The following is a 21,712-nucleotide window of genomic DNA, read 5'->3' as shown; positions in this document are numbered from 1 at the left end:
TTGTCTTTTTGACTGTAACACGCCAAGCCAAATTGAGCGAGAATGACCCATGATAAGAGACATCACTCATCGCTGGATACGCCCCGAGACACTTCTAATGCTCATGGCGGCGGCTGTACCGATCAGCTTCGCAGCCTGGCAGGCACTACTCAATAACTTTGCCATTGAGATGGCCAGTTTTACAGGTCGTGAGATGGGTATCCTACAGAGCCTGCGGGAAATTCCTGGCTTTCTGGCCTTTGGTGTCATCTTTCTACTGCTGCTATTTCGCGAGCAAACGCTGGCGTACATATCATTGTTGCTACTTGGCATTGGTACGGCATTAACCGGATTCTTTCCAAGTATCATCGGACTTTATTTGACCACCGTATTGATGTCTATTGGCTTTCACTACTACGAAACTCTACAGACTTCTCTCGCCTTACAGTGGATAGATAAAGGTAGCGCTGCCGAGACTCTCGGGCGCTTGATTGCCACGGGCTCTTTCGCCGCCATTCTCACTTTTGGATTGATCTGGCTCGGCAATGACCTCCTCCAACTTGACTACCTATGGCTCTATCTCGTGACAGGCGGTATAACCATAGCCATAGCGACAATCGCCTGGATAGCCTTCCCACTCTTTCCGCAACATACCGAGCAGCACAAACACATGGTATTGCGGCGCAGATACTGGCTCTACTACGCACTCACATTTATGTCAGGTGCTCGTCGCCAGATATTCGTGGTGTTTGCCGGCTTTCTGATGGTTGAGAAGTTTGGGTATTCGGTAAGCGATATTGCCCTACTGTTTCTACTGAATGCCTCACTCAACGTCCTGTTCGCTAGACGCATCGGTCGACTGGTTGGGAGAATAGGCGAGCGAAATGCGCTACTCATAGAATATACCGGTTTGATCCTGGTATTCAGTGGTTATGCGTTGGTTGAGCAATCTGAACTCGCAGCAGGCCTGTATGTGCTGGACCATCTCTTTTTCGCTATGGCTATTGCCCTGAAGACCTACTTTCAGAAGATTGCGGCACCTGAAGATATCGCCTCTACGGCGGGGGTCAGCTTCTCTATCAACCACATTGCTGCAGTCGTGATACCAGCCAGCTTTGGATTACTCTGGCTTGCATCACCAGCGCTTGTATTCTACTCAGGTGCAGCTATGGCTTTGATTTCGCTGCTTCTCTCCTTAATGATCCCGGATAGTCCAGAGGCCGGAGTAGAACACCGTCTGCCCAATATTTTGGCAAGCCGCCCAAGCCAGCTCTGATCCCCCCCAGCCCGCAAAACAATAATCACACCTTTTTTCGGGTTGATTCGCCCTTGCTTTTGTTTATTATTGACGAAACGTCAATGACGAAGCGTCAACAATAAACATGAGCCCACGACTAATAGACAATAACCAACTACTGGCTAGAGAGATGGAGCTCATTGAGGCTGCCCTACAGATCATGGAAGTTGACGGTACTGCCGGTCTGACTATGGATAAGGTGGTCGCCAAGGTTCCCTACTCTAAAGGCACCGTCTACAACCACTTCAGTAGCCGGGAGGACCTGCTCACCGGGGTCTGCAATTCAGGGATGAGCGTACTTGCAGATCTGTTTTCTCGCGCCATCACCTTTGACGGATCAACCCGAGAGAGAATGCTCGCCATTCTCTATGCCTATCTGCTGCATGCACTCCTGCAACCTACCCAATTTATGCTGGTGGTCTCAGCAAAAACAGCCGCAATGATTGAGCGCACCTCAGAGCGGAGACAGACAGAACATTACCAGCTAGAGGGCCGTCTCATGGGACCAATGCTCAATCTCGTCGATGAAGCGATTGAAAAAGGTGAGCTGGTATTACCCAAGCATATGTCCAGGCAGCAAATTGTATTCACGCATTGGGCAGGTAGCTTTGGCGCAATAGCACTGCTGATTAACAGCGAGGGAAAGTGCAGTGGCCGGAATGGATTGGCATTCCAGATAGAGGTGTTCAATCACGCCAACCTACTGCTTGACGGGATGCAGTGGTATCCATTAAGCCATGAGACGGACTACAGCGAGAGCGTTAGACGTATTGCCCACGAGATATTTCTAGAAGAGTCTGCACAAGTCGGCAATCCACAAGGCGAATTGTGAGCAGGACCAAACAATGGAATGAATAATCAGTATAATCCCATAGCCAGTTTATTCTGTTACAGATACGACTAAAAAAACATAGCATGATTAAACCAACAACCAGCAAACGTGCCGTAGTTGGGTGCACAACATAAATGGAGAATAGATAAATGCACCAAAAACTGACCCATCTCGTCATGCGGCATCCGATCTGGGTGATTGTAGCGACCCTGATTTTTGTGGTTGCCGCCGCCGCGGGCGCACAGAAACTGGTTTTTAAGAGTGACTACCGCGTCTTCTTTGGTAAAGAAAATCCCCAACTAACGGCCTATGAATCCATTCAGAAAATCTACAACAAAAGCGATAACGTGGCCTTCATTGTCGCGCCAAAGGATGGGCAGATTTTTACTCGGGAACGACTTGAGGCCATCAGAACGCTGACTGAGGCATCCTGGCAAATCCCTTTCTCAACCCGAGTCGATTCCATCACCAACTATCAACATAGCTATGCAAACGGCGATGAGTTGATTGTTGAGGATTTGGCACTGGATCCCCTGGCGATGAATCAGGATGCCCTGGATCATGCCAAACAGATCGCTATCAATGAACCGCTGTTGCTGAAAAAGCTGATCTCACCCAAAGCCCACGTTGCGATAGTCAACACCACTGTACAACTTCCCGGGATAAACCCGGTTGAGGAGATACCCGAGGTCACCGCAAAAGTCAGGGAGCTAAAGGCAGAGTTCCTTGAAGCCAATCCGGACGTTGAGGTCTACCTCTCAGGTATGGTGATGATGAATACCAGCTTTGCTGAGGCGTCCCAAAATGATTTTTCCACACTTGTCCCACTTATGTTTTTGATTGTGGCACTGACTATAGGACTTTTTCTTCGCACGATTACCGGAACAATTTCAACTGTACTCATCATCATCTTCAGCATTGTATCCACCATGGGTATTGCAGGTTGGAGTGGGTTTTATTTAACGGGTCCTTCAGTCAGTGCACCTACCATGATCCTCACACTCGCGGTAGCTGACTGTATCCACATCCTCAGCACCCTGTTTTATGAGATGCGGCATGGCGTTGAAAAACGGCAAGCCATTATTGATAGCTTGCGCATCAATTATCAGCCCATCTTTCTTACCAGTGTGACTACCGCAATTGGTTTCTTGAGTATGAACTTTTCCGACTCACCACCCTTCAGGGATCTGGGCAACATGGTGGCATTGGGCGTGATGTTGGCATTTGTCTTTTCGGTGACGGTATTTCCTGCCCTGCTTACCATACTGCCGCTGAAGGTTAAGCCGCATAAAGAACGTGGCGACCTGATGATGCATTTTGCAGACTTTGTGGTACGGAGCCGAAGATGGCTTCTTCCTGTGACCGCCATGATTATGGTTTTCATCATCCTGTTCCTGCCAAAAAATGAGCTGAATGATGATTTCGTAAAGTATTTCGACACCTCCGTACCCTTCAGGCAAGCAACGGATTTCATGCAAGAAAACATTTCCGGCATGACCACCATGGAAATATCCATTGATAGTGGGAAATCGAGTGGCATCAATAGTCCGTTATTTTTGCAGAAGCTTGAAGATCTCAGTAGCTGGCTGCGTGAACAACCTGAAACAGATCACGTCAACACGCTGACTGATACTTTGAAGCGTTTGAACCGAAATATGCATGCGGATGATCCCGCCTGGTATAAGCTTCCTGACAGCCAAGAGCTGGCCGCCCAATACCTATTGCTCTACGAGATGTCCTTACCCTATGGACTGGACCTGAATAATCAGCTCAATGTGGATAAATCATCCACCCGACTGGTGGCCACATTTAATAACATGACCAGCAATGAACAGATCGCTTTAGAACAGCGTATTCTGAAATGGTTTGAACTGAATGCCGCAGAGTATAAAGTGGATATCGCCAGCCCTGCTCTAATGTTTGCTCACATTGGGCAGCGAAATATCAAGAGCATGCTGATCGGTATTACGCTGGCATTGGTGTTGATCTCCCTGCTATTGGGTATTGCGTTAAAGTCAGTGAAGTTTGGATTGATCAGTCTGCTGCCAAACCTGACCCCGGCAGCGGTAGGTTTTGGTACCTGGTACTTTATTAATGGACAGGTCGGGCTTGCGCTCTCAGTAGTGGCCGGAATGACACTAGGTATTGTTGTTGATGACACCGTTCATTTCTTAAGCAAATACCTGCGTGCCAGAAGAGAACGCAACGCCGATACCCAAGCTGCCGTGCGTTATGCCTTTGGCAGTGTCGGGCGCGCACTCTGGATCACCACACTGGTACTGGTCTGTGGATTCATGGTACTCGCTCAATCCAGCTTTAAAATCAATGCTGACATGGGTCTGCTGACCGCCATAACGATCCTGATTGCACTGGCAATCGACTTCCTGTTCCTGCCACCCCTGCTGATAAAACTGGATACCCATTCACCCACTGTTACCGAAGGAGCTACTGATAATGAGAAGGCACATAATGCCGCGTAACTATTTCCTGCTGATGGCTCTGCTCTGTTTATCAGCACCGCTTCTAGCCGAGACAGCCGAAGAGAAAGGCCATGCCATAGCCGCCGAAAGTATTGCCCGTGATACCGGCTGGGGTGATATGAAGGCGGACATGCAGATGATCCTGCGTAATAAGCAGGGTGAAGAGAGTCTGCGTGAAATTCGCATTCAGTCACTTGAGCAAGCAAATGATGGCGACAAAAGCCTGACCATCTTTGACAAGCCACTGGATGTCAAAGGGACTGCGTTTCTCAGTTTCTCCCATGCCACAGAAGCGGATGATCAGTGGCTCTATCTGCCTGCATTAAAGCGGGTCAAGAGAATCTCGTCGCGGAACAAATCAGGCCCCTTCATGGGCTCTGAATTTGCCTATGAAGACCTGAGTTCATTTGAAATTGAAAAATACACTTACAAATACATCAAAGACGATACCATCAATGAACAGACCTGTTTTGTTGTAGAGCAATTTCCTGTTGATAAAAACTCTGGTTACACGCGTCGCGTTGTCTGGATAGACCAAGCTGAATATCGTGTTCAACGAGCCGAGTTTTATGATCGTAAAGATAGCCTGCTAAAGACCCTGTCTTATAGCGGTTACAATCAATACTTGGGTAAATACTGGCGGCCAGACAAAATGGACATGCTCAATCACCAGACAGGAAAAAGCACCGAATTGCTCTGGAAGAACTACTCATTTGGTAATGGATTGAATGATGCTGACTTCAATAAAAATAGCCTGAAGCGTGCACGATAAGATGAAAAAAAGTTTGCTCATGCCACTGCTGCTCTGCTCATTCATTGCTAATGCAGATGATAACGTTGAGATAAGCGGCAAGGTGGGAATAGACCTGCGCCTGTTCCCCCACAGCCCGAGCTATTCAGAACAGTATTCAACAACCAATATTTCAGGCTTTATTGAGCCTCAGTTTTATTACGCCTGGAATGATGATGCAGATTATCTGAAATTTATCCCCTACCTCCGCTGGGATCAACATGACCGGGAGCGTACTCACGGCGATATCCGCCAACTCACCTGGAGTCATATTGGTGATGGATGGGAACTGCACAGCGGCATCAGCAAGGTATTCTGGGGCGTCACCGAATTCCAACATTTGGTAGACACCATCAACCAGTCCGATGGCGTTGAAGATATCGATGGCGAAGATAAACTGGGGCAACCCATGATCCACCTCTCGATTGCCAGGCAATGGGGCATTCTAGATCTATTTGCCCTACCAGGTTTCCGAGAACGCACCTACCCCGGTGCAGAGGGCAGACTCAGATCCGGACTGGTAGTCGATACAGATCAGGCCAATTATGAATCGGGTGCTGGTGATAAGCATGTCGATTTCGCTGCACGCTGGAGTCGTACGCTGGGAGACTTTGATCTTGGCCTGCACTATTTTCGCGGCACCAATCGGGAGCCGCTATTACAATCCGGCCTTACCAGCTTAGGTGCCCCGGCTTTAATACCACACTATGAACAGATCAATCAGGTAGGCATAGATCTGCAAGCCACACTGGATGACTGGCTATGGAAACTGGAGACGCGCTGGCGTGACAGTCGCAACGACACCTTCTGGGCTGTGCAGGGCGGTTTTGAGTACACCCTCTACGGCATTTCAGAGAGTGATAAGGACTTAGGCCTGCTCGTCGAGTATGGATGGGATGAGCGGGGCAAACGCGCCACCAGTCCGGTCCAAAATGACCTTTTTTTGGGTGGTCGCCTCGCCTTCAACGACGCTGAAAGCACTGAACTGCTGGCAGGTGTCAGTTATGACCTGGATTATCACAGTTACAGTTTTCAGGTGGAGGCCAGCAGCCGCATTGGGCGAGGCTGGAAGGCCAGCATGGATCTGCGCCTCTTCTCAGGCAATGACGCCCGCGACCCGATTTCTGCCTTAAATAGAGATGATCACCTACAGCTGACCCTGGAACGTTATTTCTAAATGAGACAAAGAATGGCCCACTGAACATCAATATTCCGCACAAACGGTCGATAACAGACTAGAGTTTACTGTTAGCAGTAGACAAGAACTGTAACCCCTCATCATCTGCACCCTTAGCCCGGTACAGATGATGCTGATCAGGAATGGTGATGGGAACGATCGATATCCAATACCGGTTTTGTCAAAACGAAACACTCTTGCATGAGATCGATATCCACCTCGATCCGGTGAATCTAGATCGCGTCGGTATCGATACCAGTGCACTGCCTGACTGGACCCATCTGGAAAATGAGCAGTGCGTTCACTGTCCCTTGATGAAAGATGCCCACCCCCACTGCCCCGTTGCCTTGGGGCTGGCGGAGATGATTCAGAACTTTGACGGCATTGTTTCGTTTGACGAGATCGATCTAGAGGTTATTACAGAGGAACGACGGGTCACACAGCACACTACTGCCCAACGTGCGATAAGTTCATTGCTTGGACTATTGATGGCAACATCAGGCTGTCCCCATACCGCCTTTTTTAAACCCATGGCGCGTTTTCATCTGCCGCTCGCCTCTGAAGAGAACACCATCTATCGAGCCGCCAGCATGTATCTACTGGCCCAATTCTTTCTAAAAAAAGAGGGCCTAACCAGTGACCCAGGTCTACATGGCTTGAGAAAGATTTACGAAAATATGCACATTGTAAACCGGCATATTGCGAAACGCCTGAAGAGCGCAACTGTAACTGACTCATCAGTGAATGCGATTGTGCTGCTCGACAGCTTCACCAACACCCTGCCCTATGTGATTGAAGATCATCTGGATGAGATATCCTATCTCTTCTCAGCTTATCACACGGAAAACTATCAACAACTTTTGCAGGAGAGCGAAGACTAGGGCCTGTGGAGTTCATCCGCTTGAGCGAAAATTCTACAAACTACCAGGGGTCGGAGTCACACAACCGGTGTAACTCCGACCCCAGCAGACACCAAATCCCATGATCAACCCAGCACCGAATCCCAATCTTTCCAGACCGGCTCAAAGCCCTGCCGACGGATCATCGCGGCTACCTCTTCCGGTGTTCGTTCATCACTGATTTCGAACTGTTCCAGTGCCTCTTCCTCAATGGCATAACCACCCGGTTCGGTCTTGGATCCGGCACTCATGGAGGTAATACCCAGTTTCAGCAAATGATCACGAAACTCCGGACGCTCCCGGGTTGAGAGTGAAATCTCCACATTTTCGCTGTAGATACGATAGGCACAGATCAACTGTACAAAGTCCCGATCCGTCACCTCCACATTGGGTGATTGGACACCCTCGGCGGGACGCAGACGGGGCAGTGAGATAGAGTACTTGGTCTGCCAGTACTGACGTTCCAAATAACCCAGATGCAGCGCCACAAAGGCGGCATCAGTGCGCCACTCCTCCAGTCCCAGCAAGGTACCCAGCCCAATTCGATGTATACCGGCCCGGCCCAGTCGATCCGGTGTCTCCAAGCGGTACTTGAAATTGCGCTTCTTGCCTTTCGGATGGTACTGCTGGTAGTTGTCCCGGTGATAGGTCTCCTGATACAGCAGCACGCTGTTGAGTCCCTGTTTGATCAGCCGTTCATAATCGGCCTGATCCAGGGATTGCACCTCCATGGAGAGACTGGAAAAATGGGGCCTGACCCACTCCAGTGCCTGCTCCAGATAATCGACGCCGACCGTCCGATGGGCCTCCCCGGTTACCAGCAGCAGATGCTCAAAACCGTGCGCCTTGATCGCCTCCACTTCGCGCATGATCTGCTGCTGATCCAGTGTCCGTCGCTCCAGCTTGTTATTCACACTGAATCCGCAATAGGTGCAGATATTGTGACACTCATTGGAGAGGTACATCGGGATGTACAGCTGTGTGGTATTGCCAAATCGCTTGCGGGTCAGGTCATGACTGATCTGCGCCATCCGTTCCAGGTAGGGCACCGCCGCGGGAGAAACCAGCGCGCAGAAATCATCCAGGTCACGCTTACCCCGTCTGCTCAATGCCCGCTCAACATCACTCGCCTGCTTGGCATTGATCCGTTCGGACATCCCTTGCCAGGAGTGCTGTTCAAAGACCGATAAAAAGCTCATGGCCGATTTACTCCTGAGCCAGGAATGCTGTCAATGGACTGCTGGCGGCGGCCGATTTACTCACCGCACCCATTCTTGCTTCAAAGGCGATACGGCCAGCCAGAGTAGCCATTCTGAAGGCATTAGCCATGGCCACAGGGTCACCAGCTACAGCAATCGCAGTGTTGACCAGCACCGCATCGGCACCCATCTCCATCGCCTCTGCTGCCTGTGAAGGCGCACCGATGCCCGCATCCACCACTACCGGAACAGCACTCTGCTCAATAATAATCTCCAGCATGGCGCGGGTCTGCAGTCCCTGGTTGGTGCCAATCGGCGCACCCAGCGGCATCACCGCCGCAGCGCCCACATCTTCCAGGCGCTTACAGAGGACAGGATCGGCATTGATATAGGGCAGCACGATAAAACCCTCTTTGGCCAGGATCTCTGTAGCCGCCAGGGTTTCAATAGGATCGGGTAGCAGGTAACGGGGATCAGGATGGATCTCCAGTTTCAACAGATTGGTCTGTAGTGCTTCGCGGGCCAGCTGCGCAGCAAGCACGGCCTCTTTAGCCGTCCGTACACCCGAGGTGTTGGGCAGCAGATGCACGCCCGGAATTTGCAGATGGGAGACTACCTCATCTTCCTGCTCCTGCAGCCGGACACGGCGAAGTGCCACCGTCACCAGTTCACTGCCTGAGGCGAACACCGCATCATGCATCAACGCATTTGAGCCAAACTTACCGGTTCCCAGGAACAGGCGAGACTCAAAGGTGTAATCGCCAATGATCAAAGGTTCAGTTTTCATGATTAACCATTTCCTTCCGTTTCAAAGAGACGCGCGTCAGCTAGCCGCCCTGTACCGGGGCAATCAATAGCACCCGGTCATCCGCCTGCAACTGATAGTCGGGCCACTCAGCCTGGCGAATCACAGTATCATTCACCGCCACCGCCAACTTGCCACCCGAGGTCAATCGCGAGAGCAGTGAGTCCAGGGTCTCGCCGGACTCAATAGGCGTCTCTTCGTCATTCACATATATGTGCATTTGCCTAACCCTCAGGCCTCTTTGTAGATCTCACTACCACCCGCAGTGAACTCCTTGGACTTCTCGCTCATGCCCACTTCAACCGCCTTGGACATATCATCCAGGCCCTTTTTGTTGGCATACTCACGCACATCCTGAGAGATCTTCATGGAACAGAACTTCGGTCCACACATGGAGCAGAAGTGAGCCACCTTGGCTGAATCCTTTGGCAGAGTCGCGTCATGGTATTCACGGGCCCGCTCCGGATCGAGGCCGAGGTTGAACTGATCTTCCCAGCGGAATTCAAAGCGCGCCTTGGACATGGCGTTATCACGAATCTGCGCACCGGGATGCCCCTTCGCCAGATCCGCCGCATGGGCGGCAATCTTGTAGGTAATGATGCCTTCTCGCACATCTTCCTTATCAGGCAGGCCCAGGTGTTCCTTGGGCGTCACATAGCAGAGCATGGCGCAGCCATACCAGCCGATCATGGCAGCACCGATACCCGAGGTGATGTGATCATAGCCGGGGGCGATATCCGTCACCAGCGGACCCAGGGTATAGAAAGGGGCTTCGTAGCACTCCTGCAACTCCTTATCCATATTCTCTTTGATCATCTGCATCGGCACATGACCCGGTCCTTCAATCATCACCTGAACATCATGTTCCCACGCCTTCTTGGTCAACTCACCCAACGTCTCCAACTCGGCAAACTGTGCCTGATCATTACCATCGGCGATGGAGCCCGGACGCAGACCGTCACCCAGTGAGAAGGCAACGTCATAGGCCTTCATGATCTCGCAGATCTCATCGTAACGGGTGTAGAGGAAGTTCTCCTGGTGATGCGCCAGACACCACTTGGCCATGATCGAACCACCGCGAGAGACAATGCCGGTAACACGCTGGGCGGTCATTGGCACATAACGCAGCAACACACCGGCATGGATGGTGAAGTAATCCACACCCTGCTCGGCCTGTTCAATGAGGGTATCCCGCATCACTTCCCAGGTCAGATCTTCAGCGACACCACCCACCTTCTCCAGCGCCTGATAGATAGGCACTGTACCGATTGGAACCGGCGAGTTGCGCAGAATCCATTCGCGGGTTTCATGAATGTTTTTACCGGTAGAGAGATCCATGATGGTGTCCGCACCCCAGCGGATACCCCAGGCCATCTTCTCTACCTCCTCCTCAATACTGGAACCCAGAGCCGAGTTACCGATGTTGCCATTGATCTTCACAAGGAAGTTGCGGCCAATGATCATCGGCTCCAGTTCGGTGTGGTTGATATTGGCTGGAATAATGGCACGCCCCCGCGCCACCTCATCCCGAACAAATTCAGCGGTGATCTCTTTTGGAATGGCGGCACCAAAACTGAAACCGGGGTGTTGCTGTTTCAGCAGTCCCTGGTCCCGCGCTTCCTGCAGCCGCATGTTTTCACGCAGTGCGATATACTCCATCTCAGGCGTCACAATGCCTTTGCGCGCATAGTGCATCTGGCTGACGTTGGCCCCGGCCTTGGCCCGCCGTGGTTCCCGCAGATGGGCAAAACGCAAAATATCCAGTTCGCTGTTCTCTTTACGCTGCAGGGTAAAGGCCGAACTGACACCGGAGAGCTGCTCAGTGTCACCCCGCTCTTCAATCCAGCTGCGACGAATCTCAGGCAGCCCCTCTTTGAGATTAATCTTGGCATTGGGGTCGGTATAGATGCCCGATGTATCGTAGACCAATACGGGGGGATTGGGCTCGGCACCAAAGGTAGCCGGTGTATCGGTCAGGGTGATCTCACGCATCGGCACCTGTATATCGGGCCGACTGCCCTGAATATAGATTTTCCGGGAACCGGGAAATGGCTGCACCGCCATGCTATCGGTATCGACGGGCTGCAAGGGTAGCGTGTTATCTTTATTTGGCATTTCGATTCGTCCTCCACAAAGGGATGATGGGTCAGACGAAACAGGGGCTTGAACAGAGAGGAAGGAGTAACGCCCTGATTCAGTGATGAATAGAGCCAGCTTCCCTACGCCGGTATGACCCGGATCAGGTTCAAAGGGTATTTCTCAGCCACCGAAAAGGCGGCACCCCCGCTTCAATCAGGGCAGAGTATCTGCCCACATGAGATTCATACTACAGCAAAGCGCTACACAGCGGCAATCGGCAAAACAGCCAGGAAAGCTCAACAACTGGAGATTAAAATTCCAGTTTCATCAGCAACTCAGCCAGATCAGGCTTCCAACCAAATTCTGCGAGCTTGACCCGATTTCTTAACACCACCACATCCTCCTCCTGTAGCCGCTGCTTCTGGCGTTCGGCGGACTCAGAACCGGCAGGAAAGGCAATGCGACCATCACTGCGCAAGATCCGGTACCAGGGCACGTTCAGCTCATCAGGGGCCAAACCCAGCACCTTCCCCACCATACGGGCACGCCCCGGAAGTCCAGCCAGATCGGCAATCTGGCCATAGCTGGCAACGCGTCCTTCTGGCACAACCAGTACGGTACGCCAAATGCGCTCATGGGGATGAACTTTCGCAGTCATTATCATCCTGACAAAGTGATCTAAAGCTAAAGTGTACCTATTCCTCCCTCCAGAATGAATCTTTGACTCGGTAGCAAACAGCACTTTTGTTGCAACGCACAATTAGGGGCGATACACTCACCCAATAAACCAGTCCAAATTCAGGGAGTGACTCTCATGCGTCGTGTGGTATTCAATCAGAAAGGCGGTGTGGGCAAATCCACCATCACCTGTAATCTGGCCGCGATCAGTGCCGCTCGGGGCAAACGTACCCTGGTGATTGATCTGGATCCTCAGGGCAACTCAACCCGATACCTAATGGGTGTCAATCCGGCTGAACTGAACGACACACTGGTGGATTTCTTCAAGGAGATCCTCTCCTATAGCTTCAAACCGAAAGGCCCCGCCGGCTACATCCACGAGACCCCGTTTGAGAATCTCTATCTGATGCCCGCCCACCCGGAGCTGGAAGAGCAACAGGGAAAGCTGGAATCACGCTACAAAATGTTCAAACTGCGTGACGCCCTGGAGACACTGGAAGATTACGACGCCGTCTACATCGACACACCCCCGGCACTGAACTTCTACACCCGCTCCGCGCTCATTGCGGCGAACAGTTGTCTAATTCCGTTTGATTGTGATGACTTCTCAAGGCACGCACTCTATACCCTGCTGGGCAACGTACGAGAGATCCAGGACGACCATAACAGCGAGTTGGCGATTGAAGGGATTGTAGTGAATCAGTTCCAGTCCCGCGCCCGGTTACCGCAGAATCTGGTCAATGAATTGATTGCAGAGGGCCTGCCCATCCTGGATACCTACCTCTCTCCCTCAATACGAATCAGAGAGTCACACCAGAGCGCCCGCCCCATGATCCACTTTGATCCGCGCCACAAGCTGACGCAGGAGTATGAAGCGCTCTACGGTAAACTGGCTTAAACGCATTTCAAAAAGCATTCAGATTGCCCAAAATAATTTATCATAGCTGCAAAGATGCCAGATGAGATAATTGAGCGTTGAATTCCTGCACCTGTCGCGACTTTCATACCACCGAGCAACGGAATAAATCAAGGATCAGAGTCGCAACTGTTTGAGCGTAACGAAGCCCAACATCTTCAATCATTCTCCAGAGTCCCTTATGGATTCTGTATCGTTGGGCTTCACTTTGTTCAGCCCAACCTACAAAGGTTGCCTAAGCAATGCCATGCGTAGGTTGGGGTGAGTATAACGAAGCCCAACATCTCCAATCATTATTCGACTCCTCTGGTTTATGAGTAGCGCAGGGTGGTATGACGGAGCCATGGTTTTGGTCACTTTTGCTAAAACAAAAGTGACACGCCGTTGGGGCGCGCGAGCCCCGATCAAATGAAGGGTGGCATAGCAGAAAAAGACAATGACGGAATTTAGCATAGTACTTTACGCTGTGCTTTCGGACTGAGCAGCGTAAGTTAACAAGCTAACTAACCGTCTGATTATTTCGGTTCCGGATAGTTCTCTGAGAGCCGCTCAATAAAGCGTTTGGAGAAGTGTTTCACGCCCTGAGCCTTTGCAGCATGGATCTTCTCCCAAGCAGCCACATAGTTCCCCTCGCGATAGAGCGATTGCGCCCACCGCTGCCAGACAGGAAAGTACGACGCGTCTAGCTCAAGCACTTCTTCAAAATAATCATTTGCGCGTAAAAACAGGGCTTCACGTTCTGCAGTTTGCGAAGTAGAAAGTGCCTCACTCTGTAGCGAAACAACCGTCGCCAGATCCGTCAGCAAAGCAGGTTTTTGGAAGGGATCATCAATCAGTTCATTGGCTTTCAGCAGATAGCGCTTGGCCTCTGGCAACTCATCTTTAATCACCAACACCTGACCAAATCCCCAATAGACCTGATAGTTCGAATCATCCAGCAGCCAGGCCTGATTGAACTTGCGCATGGCCCCTTCAACGTCACCATATTGAAGCAACTCATTGCCCTGCTGCGTCCAAACTCTACTGGCCCGTTTCAGGTCGCCATTAAAACGCTGTGATGTCTGTTTTAGGAAAGCGGCATCTTCCCACTTCAGATAGTCCGGACGTACCTGATCCGGCTGGCCATACATCGGCTGCGATTCAAAGGCCTCTTTCTCTGCCACGGTGACGCAACCGGTTAACAGCGAAACTAAAAACAACAGAAGCAGATATCGTATGGGCATCATCCTTGATCTATCAAGAGACATCTTTGACTTATGCCTCTGCACGTAGACGGGCGATACGATCTTCAATCTTCGGATGAGTCCTGAACAGATCACCCAGACCCTTGCCACCGGATATACCAAAGGCAGCCAGTTGATCCGGCAGTCCCTCGGCCTGTACACCACCCAGTCGTGCCAGTGCATTAATCATACTGTTGCGATCAGCCAGTTTGGCACCTCCCGCATCCGCACGGTACTCGCGCTGTCTTGAGAACCACATGACAATAATACTGGCCAGGAAACCCAGCACCAGTTCCGCCACAATCGAGGTAATCCAAAACGCTGGCCCATGGCCCCGCTCTGTCTTGAACACCACCCGATCAACCATATGTCCAATCACCCGGGACAACACAATCACAAAGGTATTCACCACACCCTGAATCAGCGCCATGGTGATCATGTCGCCATTGGCGACATGGCTGACTTCGTGCCCCAGTACCGCTTCCACTTCGGAACGATCCATCTGCTGAAGCAGTCCTGTGCTCACCGCCACCAGGGCATTATTGCGATTCCAGCCAGTGGCGAAGGCGTTCATCTCTGCACCCTCGTAAATCGCCACCTCCGGCATGCCAATGCCAGCTTCTTGAGACTGCCGCTTGATGGTATCCACCAGCCACTTCTCTGCCGTTGATGACGGAGTTTCAATCACCCGCAGGCCCATCATGCGTTTGGCGGTCCACTTGGAGATAAACAGCGAGACCAGCGCCCCGCCAAAGCCCAGTACAGCGGCAAAGATCACCAGGGAGTTGATATCCAGGCCGATACCCTGCTCATCCAATATCCGCTCGACACCCAATAGTCTGAGGGTGACCGACAGCACAGCCACTACCGCCAGATTGGTTGCCAGGAACAGCACAATACGTTTCATCCGTTGTAACTCCAGTTTATAAGGATAATCGCTATTGAAATTGGGATACTAGTAAACAGTTTCAAGAGCTGCATGACCAAAGACAAAGGGGCCATCTATTCATTTTAAGCCACTGTATAACAGAGAGTCGCAGAAATGAACCAGCCAGGCTTCGGCTTTGTTGCACCCATAAAAAAAGCAGCCCATAAAGAGCTGCCTAAAAAACACAACAACAGAGAGATTAGGATTCGATGGTTACATACTCAAAGTCACCGGGCTTCTTATCGATACCCATCTTGGGTGGTGCAATCCAGTCGGCATATTGGCCTTTCTCAGTAACGGGCTTCATCAGGCTCAGCAGATAATCTTCATCGGCCTGAGAGGGCAGCCAGTTGGATGCCTGCGCATTCCACTCCGCTTCACTCATCACATTGCCAGCCACATCCACATGCATCTCGGCAAACTCACCGACCCGTCTGTTGAACGCCTTATGGGGAATCGTGATTTGAAAATCGACACCAAACTCATCAAATATTTTATTCCAGCGTTTAACGCCGGCAGAGGCATCCTTGATGTAGTCATCAAGCAGTCTTGCATTGATCGCATTAAGCGCCGGCTCTTCAACTTCCACCAGCTTGCCATCCACACCTCGCAATACCGGATAGGTTTCGTTAAGCAGTTGGTGATCATCTTCCAGACGATCTTCCCGGTAACGACCTTTTATACCGGCGTTAAAGGCATTCGCTGCATTGGTGGAAACCTCCGCTCCAAACAGATCCAGAGTCACTGAGAAGTGGAAATTAACCTTGCGTTGCAATGCAGGCAGATCAACACCCCCAAGCGCTCTGACCTTATCGACCTCATTGGGATCCGTGATGCCCGCTTCTTTCATCTTTTCCAGGGTACGACGAATCACACGCCCAACACCCGACTCACCAACAAACATATGGTGCGCCTCTTCGGTCAACATGAAACGGCAGGTTCTGGCCAGCGGATCAAAACCCGACTGTGCCAGTGACTCCAACTGCATCTTGCCATCACGATCAGTAAAGAAGGTAAACATGAAGAAAGAGAGCCAATCCGGCGTCTTCTCATTGAATGCACCGAGGATGCGCGGTTTGTCTTCATCACCAGAACGCCGATTCAGCAGTGCCTCGGCCTCTTCACGCCCATCCTTTCCAAAATATTTCTGCAGCAGATAGGCCATCGCCCAGAGGTGACGCCCTTCTTCCACATTCACCTGGAAAAGATTGCGCAAGTCATACAGCGATGGACAGGTCTTACCCAGATAACGTTGCTGCTCAACCGACGCCGGTTCCGTATCACCCTGAATCACCAGCAGGCGCTTCAGCATGGAGCGGTATTCACCCGGTACTTCCTGCCAAGCAGGCTCGCCCTTGTGTTTACCAAATGGAATAACGCGACCTTCCTCTTTGGGGGCCAACAAAATACCCCAGCGGTACTCCGGCATCTTTACGTAATCAAACACGGCCCAGCCTTTGGGGTCGGCACCCACTGCCGTGCGCAGGTAAACCTCGGCATCCTGAAAGCCATCCGGCCCCATGCTTTTCCACCAGTCGATGAATTCCGGCTGCCACTTCTCCATGGCGCGCTGCAGGCGTCGGTCATCCGACAGGTTGACATTATTCGGTATCTTATCCGCGTAGTTGACTTCAACGGTCGGGGTCATCTCTGTAGTCTGCTCGCTCATCGTGTTACACCCTTTTCTGATCGTAAGTTGCTCTTTCACCCGTGCCAAAACACTTCAGCGCACCCTGCACGCCCACTGCGTTCGGTCTTTGGAATATCCAGTTCTGCCAGGCACTCAAGCGTCCAAATATCTTGGTCTCCATGGTTTCCGGCCCGGCAAAACGCAGGTTCGCCTCCATCCCGGTCAAGGCGTCTGGTGAATAACTGGCCCGCTCTTCCAGCAGGAAGCGAATATCATCTTCCCAGTCGATATCATCCAGGGCGAACGTCACCAATCCTGCCTGCTCTGCCGCTTCAGCGAGTAGCGATTCACCCATCAGTGACTGTGCCTTCTCCAAGGTTTCCGATTCACCAAGGAAGCGTGTCTGCAAACGGGTCAGGCCATTGCCCATCGGCAGCACACCAAAATTAAATGCCGAGAGCGTAATCATCGGAGCGGCGGTGTCGTCATCTTCAAACTGACCGTCCAACATATAGCTGCGATCAACGGCGAACAGCAGCTCCGCCAGGAAACCGTAAAAACAGCTACCGGGTTCAACAAAGGCAAAGGTGCTGCGGGAGGTATAGTCGACCCGTTTCAGGGTTCGCTTCATATAGAGAATGATCTCCCGGATAAACCAGTCGGCCTGATGATCACTGAGGAAGTTTTCATAAGCGGCGACCTGTGCGGAATCACCCGCGGTCTTGAAAATCAGCGTACCAACTTCAGGTTCATTGGTGCGCAGGTAAAGCAAGGCATCATCCAGTTCACGAATCACCGCCAGTGGCCAGAAATTACACCCTTGCTGCTTGGCTGCGGCAAGGTCATCAGGTAGTTGCTCGGTTGGTCCTTTGAGCAATACCACAGCCGTCCGGGCATTTCGGTCGATGCTAAGATCCAGATGAGGATAGTGTCGCTCATCATCTGAACTGATAACGCCCAGTGGCTCCAATGCAATACCGGCTTCATCTGCGGGACGATCAGAATCTGCCGCCATCGCCTCGGCCCGCGCCTTAACCGCCTCGGGGAATTGTGAAGAGACCACGGTTTCATCGACCAGCCGCCAGTCAACGGCACGCTGCCCCTTAATACCCTCTTCTATAGAACAGAACACATCCGCAAGATCACGGCGCATCATGCGCTTATCCACCAGACGGGTCAGACCACCGGTACCCGGCAGCACCGCCAACAGCGGCACCTCGGGGAGTGAGACACTGGCGTTGCCATCATCAATCAACATAATATGATCAGCCGCCAACGCCAGTTCATAGCCACCGCCTGCTGCTGTGCCATTAATGGCACAGAGATAGCGCTGGCCGGAGAATTCGGAGGCATCTTCTATACTATTGCGGGTCTCATTAGTGAACTTGCAGAAGTTCACCTTATGCACATGGGTAGAGCTGCCCAGCATGCGGATATTGGCCCCGGCGCAGAAGACGCGCTCTTTGGCGGACTCCAAAATGACGGTCTTCACCTCTGGATGTTCAAAGCGCAACCGCTGAACCGCATCATAAAGTTCAATGTCCACGCCCAAGTCATAAGAGTTGAGCTTCAACTCATAGCCGGGCACCAGCCCGCCATCTTCCTTAACACCCATACGAAGCCGGGCCACCGGTCCTTCAAAGGCCAGCTCCCAATGTTGGTATGCCGCTGGATTGGTCTGAAAACTGATCATGGATATCCCCGTCTGTGATAAAGAAAATACGCACTATATTTCCTACCTTTCAACTAAGGATATGGCAATAAATGACATTTGTCACGTTTTTATTTAGGCAATATAGTTCATGTTTGATTGTTATGGGAATAATAGCTTGTCTGACAAGGGGTTAAGGGAGAATGACAAATGAGAGGTAAAAAGACTATCTGGCCCCACATATCAAAACACCCCCACCAAGAACTTATTTCACATAGATTCTGGTTCTGATAACCTCAAATGAATGGATGGATATCACCCTAGCGGGACGCTGATCTCACCACTAAAAACCCGCCAATGGTTAGGCTTTTCAACCTGGTAGGGTGGGCATTTTTTTATGCCCACGCGATTTTAATAATCTTCAATAAGAGATCTAACAAGGATGTCCCGATATCGCCGCGCCAACAGCCAAGGCGCAACCTATCTCTTCACGGTAATTGTCCGCGTGGGCACAAAATCGTGCCCACCCTACTCGACTGCCATCGAATCAAGAGCCCAAGGGTTGAATCAGGGTCTACTGCCAACTCACACCCGATCAAAAACCATTATTAATTACGGTTGTAATATTTTATTCCGCTACCGATATGTGACATATATATCTTCAACTAGCTATTGTATATAGTTTTTTTATAAATATCCTCAATTTCATTTTATACAGCCGGTTGTTTACTCACGGTTTAAATATTAGAGTACATAGATATTTGGGGCGATAAAGAGAGGGATCAATGAATTCCGAACATGACAAGTACAGTATCGAAAACACTGACTACTCTGTGGGTCAGGACAATATTAGAAAGTGGGGATTTGACATTCACAACCCGGTATTCGGGGTCAGTGCCGGGCTGATTCTGCTTTTTCTCATAGCCACGTTGGCTACCGATTCGGCCACCGCCAAGAAGCTACTGGACGGTCTGAAGTGGGATATCATCGGTAACTTTGATGCGCTCTTTATGTGGGCCGGTAATATTTTTGTTGTCTTCTGCCTGTTGCTGATCGTGTCACCCTACGGAAAACTTCGTCTCGGCGGCAAGGATGCAAAACCGAAACACTCCACGATCTCTTGGCTGGCCATGCTGTTTGCTGCCGGCATGGGTATCGGACTTATGTTCTGGAGCGTGGCAGAGCCTGTCGCTTATCTAACCGGGTGGTATGAAACACCACTTGGTGTAGAGGCAAACACCCCCGAGGCGGCCCGGATGGCAATGGGTGCAACCATGTACCACTGGGGCCTCCACCCTTGGGCCATCTACGCCGTGGTTGGGCTGTCACTGGCATTCTTCACTTACAACAAGGGACTACCCCTCTCCATTCGCTCCATCTTCTACCCGATCCTGGGTGACCGGACTTGGGGATGGCCCGGACATATCATAGATATATTGGCGGTCCTTGCTACCCTGTTCGGCCTGGCCACCTCACTCGGTCTGGGAGCCCAGCAGGCAGCGGCCGGTATTAACCATGTATTTGGAATCGAAAATGGTATCGGACTGCAGATCCTGGTTATTATCGTGGTCACCGCGCTGGCGGTGATCTCTGTGGTACGCGGTCTGGAGGGCGGGGTTAAGTTGTTGAGTAACATCAACATGATTATCGCATTTGCCCTGCTTATCCTGGTCACCCTGCTCGGCTTTGCCGTTGCCATGGGCAACATACCAACCACCATCGGTGCCTACCTGGAGAACATTATTCCACTGAGTAATCCGCACGGTCGCAGTGACGAGGCCTGGTTCCAGGGCTGGACTGTCTTCTACTGGGCTTGGTGGATCTCCTGGTCACCCTTTGTCGGCATGTTTATCGCCAGAGTATCTTCCGGCCGTACTGTTCGGGAGTTCATCATCGCCGTACTCCTGGTGCCAACCTTGGTAACCATCCTCTGGATGTCAATTTACGGCGGTCTCGCCATCGACCAAGTGATGAACAAAATAGGCGTACTGGGTGAGAAGGGTCTTACTGAAGTGCCACTGGCCATGTTCCAGATGTTCGACCAGTTGCCGATGAGCACACTGCTGTCGGTCGTGGCTATCGTCCTGGTACTGGTCTTCTTCATCACCTCATCGGACTCCGGCTCTCTGGTGATCGACAGCATCACCGCGGGCGGCAAGATTGATGCACCAGTTCCACAGCGGATCTTCTGGGCCACTACCGAGGGTGCCATTGCCGCGGCCCTGCTCTGGATAGGTGGTACCGAGGCGATCCAGGCGTTGCAGGCAGGTGCCATTTCAACCGGCCTGCCCTTCACCATTGTGCTATTGCTGATGTGTGTCAGTCTGTTGATGGGGTTCCGTACCGAGCCAAAGTAACTCACGCAATCCGGCTCAACTGTAGAAAACCGGCGCTATCAAGCGCCGGTTTTTTATCTCAACACCAGAGCTCTCCAAGCAGTGTCTCTTCGCCGAAATGATGGGCTACCTGGGCCTGGAACAACTCGGCGGTAGCGAGCGCGTCGGTCAGTGCATGGTGCGCCTGGTAGTGCGGCAGGCCGTAACGTTCACGGCAATCACCTAGACGCAGAGGTCCTACTCGCCGCTTCAGAAGACGATCCAGAATAGACTGCCTTCGATACAGGATGTTCTGCTCCAGCGCCATGGTGTCGATTACCGGAAACTCAATGCTCTCACCCAGTCTGTGCAACAAGGCCTGGGCCAGGAACTCTCGCTCGATGTGGCGATAGTGGACCACTACGATCCTACCTGCAATCGCGGTCAACAGTGATTCCAGGATCGATTCGAGATCCGGCGCAACATCAATCTCAGAGTGAGTGATGCCGTGAATAACCACCGAGCCCCCTGTCAGGTTCTGGCCCGGCTTAACCACCCAGTGCGCCGATTCGCGACAGAATATGCGATGAATGGAAAACGGTACGACACCAATACTCACGATATCATTTTGTTCCGCATCAAGACCGGTGGTCTCGAAATCCATCGCGATCAATGGCGTGTTGATGATCGGTGTATCCGCAGTTACTGTACCGGCGGCATAGAAACGCTGAAGACGCATATCCCTGCTACGGGTATACAGTTGATCAAAATGCTCCGGCCAACTGCCAACTGCCCCGGGGCCAGTCACTAAAGAGGGGCGCTGCACACTCATGC

The 21,712-nt window shown here is 51.6% G+C and carries 18 protein-coding genes and 1 riboswitch; of the genes, 8 read left to right on the top strand and 10 right to left on the bottom strand.

Annotated features, from left to right (window positions below; genetic code table 11):
• Positions 1–49 precede the first annotated feature (49 nt).
• From FHP88_RS09365 to FHP88_RS09340, 6 genes are all read left to right on the top strand, one after another.
• Positions 50–1,255: an MFS transporter gene (locus FHP88_RS09365; RefSeq protein WP_144358781.1), complete on the top strand. Its 1,206-nt coding sequence runs from the start codon at positions 50–52 to the stop codon at positions 1,253–1,255.
• 106 nt (positions 1,256–1,361) lie between these two features.
• Entirely contained in the window at positions 1,362–2,108 is a 747-nt protein-coding gene (locus FHP88_RS09360; protein ID WP_144358780.1) for a TetR/AcrR family transcriptional regulator, read from the top strand.
• A 149-nt stretch (positions 2,109–2,257) separates the two neighbouring features.
• Entirely contained in the window at positions 2,258–4,588 is a 2,331-nt protein-coding gene (locus tag FHP88_RS09355) for an efflux RND transporter permease subunit (RefSeq protein WP_144358779.1), read from the top strand.
• The gene (locus FHP88_RS09350) at positions 4,563–5,360 is read left to right on the top strand and encodes an outer membrane lipoprotein-sorting protein (protein ID WP_144358778.1); all 798 of its coding nucleotides are present in this window, start codon (positions 4,563–4,565) and stop codon (positions 5,358–5,360) included. Before FHP88_RS09355 ends, FHP88_RS09350 begins: the two co-directional genes overlap by 26 nt.
• Position 5,361: 1 nt before the next feature.
• Entirely contained in the window at positions 5,362–6,555 is a 1,194-nt protein-coding gene (locus tag FHP88_RS09345; RefSeq protein WP_144358777.1) for a hypothetical protein, read from the top strand.
• A 149-nt stretch (positions 6,556–6,704) separates the two neighbouring features.
• A complete protein-coding gene (locus FHP88_RS09340) occupies positions 6,705–7,436 on the top strand; it encodes a DUF6901 family protein (RefSeq protein ID WP_144358776.1) in 732 nt (243 codons plus the stop codon).
• Positions 7,437–7,540: 104 nt separating this feature from the next.
• On the opposite strand, the gene thiH is transcribed toward FHP88_RS09340, so the two are convergent.
• The 5 genes from thiH to FHP88_RS09315 form a co-directional block, all read right to left on the bottom strand.
• A complete protein-coding gene (gene thiH, locus FHP88_RS09335) occupies positions 7,541–8,653 on the bottom strand; it encodes a 2-iminoacetate synthase ThiH (protein ID WP_144358775.1) in 1,113 nt (370 codons plus the stop codon).
• Positions 8,654–8,660: 7 nt separating this feature from the next.
• Positions 8,661–9,440: a thiazole synthase gene (locus tag FHP88_RS09330; RefSeq protein ID WP_144358774.1), complete on the bottom strand. Its 780-nt coding sequence runs from the start codon at positions 9,438–9,440 to the stop codon at positions 8,661–8,663.
• A gap of 40 nt (positions 9,441–9,480) precedes the next feature.
• Positions 9,481–9,678, bottom strand: coding sequence for a sulfur carrier protein ThiS (thiS, locus tag FHP88_RS09325; RefSeq protein WP_144358773.1), 198 nt, complete (start codon positions 9,676–9,678; stop codon positions 9,481–9,483).
• A gap of 11 nt (positions 9,679–9,689) precedes the next feature.
• Entirely contained in the window at positions 9,690–11,573 is a 1,884-nt protein-coding gene (thiC, locus tag FHP88_RS09320; RefSeq protein ID WP_144358772.1) for a phosphomethylpyrimidine synthase ThiC, read from the bottom strand.
• Between the two features lie 83 nt (positions 11,574–11,656).
• A riboswitch (TPP riboswitch) is annotated at positions 11,657–11,753 on the bottom strand.
• A 94-nt stretch (positions 11,754–11,847) separates the two neighbouring features.
• Positions 11,848–12,195 carry an MGMT family protein gene (locus tag FHP88_RS09315; RefSeq protein ID WP_144358771.1) on the bottom strand — a complete coding sequence of 116 codons (348 nt, stop codon included), beginning with the start codon at positions 12,193–12,195 and terminating at the stop codon, positions 11,848–11,850.
• Positions 12,196–12,351: 156 nt separating this feature from the next.
• Here FHP88_RS09315 and FHP88_RS09310 point away from each other — a divergent pair, with 156 nt between their 5' ends.
• Positions 12,352–13,113 carry a ParA family protein gene (locus FHP88_RS09310; protein ID WP_144358770.1) on the top strand — a complete coding sequence of 254 codons (762 nt, stop codon included), beginning with the start codon at positions 12,352–12,354 and terminating at the stop codon, positions 13,111–13,113.
• A 533-nt stretch (positions 13,114–13,646) separates the two neighbouring features.
• Here the strand turns inward: FHP88_RS09310 and FHP88_RS09305 are convergent.
• From FHP88_RS09305 to boxC, 4 genes are all read right to left on the bottom strand, one after another.
• Positions 13,647–14,357: a tetratricopeptide repeat protein gene (locus FHP88_RS09305; protein WP_144358769.1), complete on the bottom strand. Its 711-nt coding sequence runs from the start codon at positions 14,355–14,357 to the stop codon at positions 13,647–13,649.
• A 28-nt stretch (positions 14,358–14,385) separates the two neighbouring features.
• Complete coding sequence (gene htpX, locus FHP88_RS09300; protein ID WP_144358768.1) at positions 14,386–15,261, bottom strand: protease HtpX; 876 nt, start codon at positions 15,259–15,261, stop codon at positions 14,386–14,388.
• A gap of 220 nt (positions 15,262–15,481) precedes the next feature.
• Positions 15,482–16,951 (bottom strand): benzoyl-CoA 2,3-epoxidase subunit BoxB, encoded by a 1,470-nt coding sequence (boxB, locus tag FHP88_RS09295; RefSeq protein ID WP_260843227.1) that lies wholly within the window; start codon positions 16,949–16,951, stop codon positions 15,482–15,484.
• 4 nt (positions 16,952–16,955) lie between these two features.
• Complete coding sequence (boxC, locus tag FHP88_RS09290; RefSeq protein WP_144358767.1) at positions 16,956–18,605, bottom strand: 2,3-epoxybenzoyl-CoA dihydrolase; 1,650 nt, start codon at positions 18,603–18,605, stop codon at positions 16,956–16,958.
• Positions 18,606–19,348: 743 nt separating this feature from the next.
• Between boxC and FHP88_RS09285 the strand changes: the two genes are divergently transcribed.
• Positions 19,349–20,920 (top strand): BCCT family transporter, encoded by a 1,572-nt coding sequence (locus tag FHP88_RS09285; protein WP_144358766.1) that lies wholly within the window; start codon positions 19,349–19,351, stop codon positions 20,918–20,920.
• A gap of 58 nt (positions 20,921–20,978) precedes the next feature.
• Here the strand turns inward: FHP88_RS09285 and FHP88_RS09280 are convergent, their stop codons facing one another.
• Entirely contained in the window at positions 20,979–21,710 is a 732-nt protein-coding gene (locus tag FHP88_RS09280; RefSeq protein WP_144358765.1) for a 3'-5' exonuclease, read from the bottom strand.
• Between the last annotated feature and the right edge of the window lie 2 nt (positions 21,711–21,712).

This window comes from Sedimenticola selenatireducens, assembly GCF_007625115.1.
GTDB lineage: Bacteria > Pseudomonadota > Gammaproteobacteria > Chromatiales > Chromatiaceae > Sedimenticola > Sedimenticola selenatireducens_A.
This window is presented reverse-complemented; position numbering and strand designations above follow the sequence as displayed.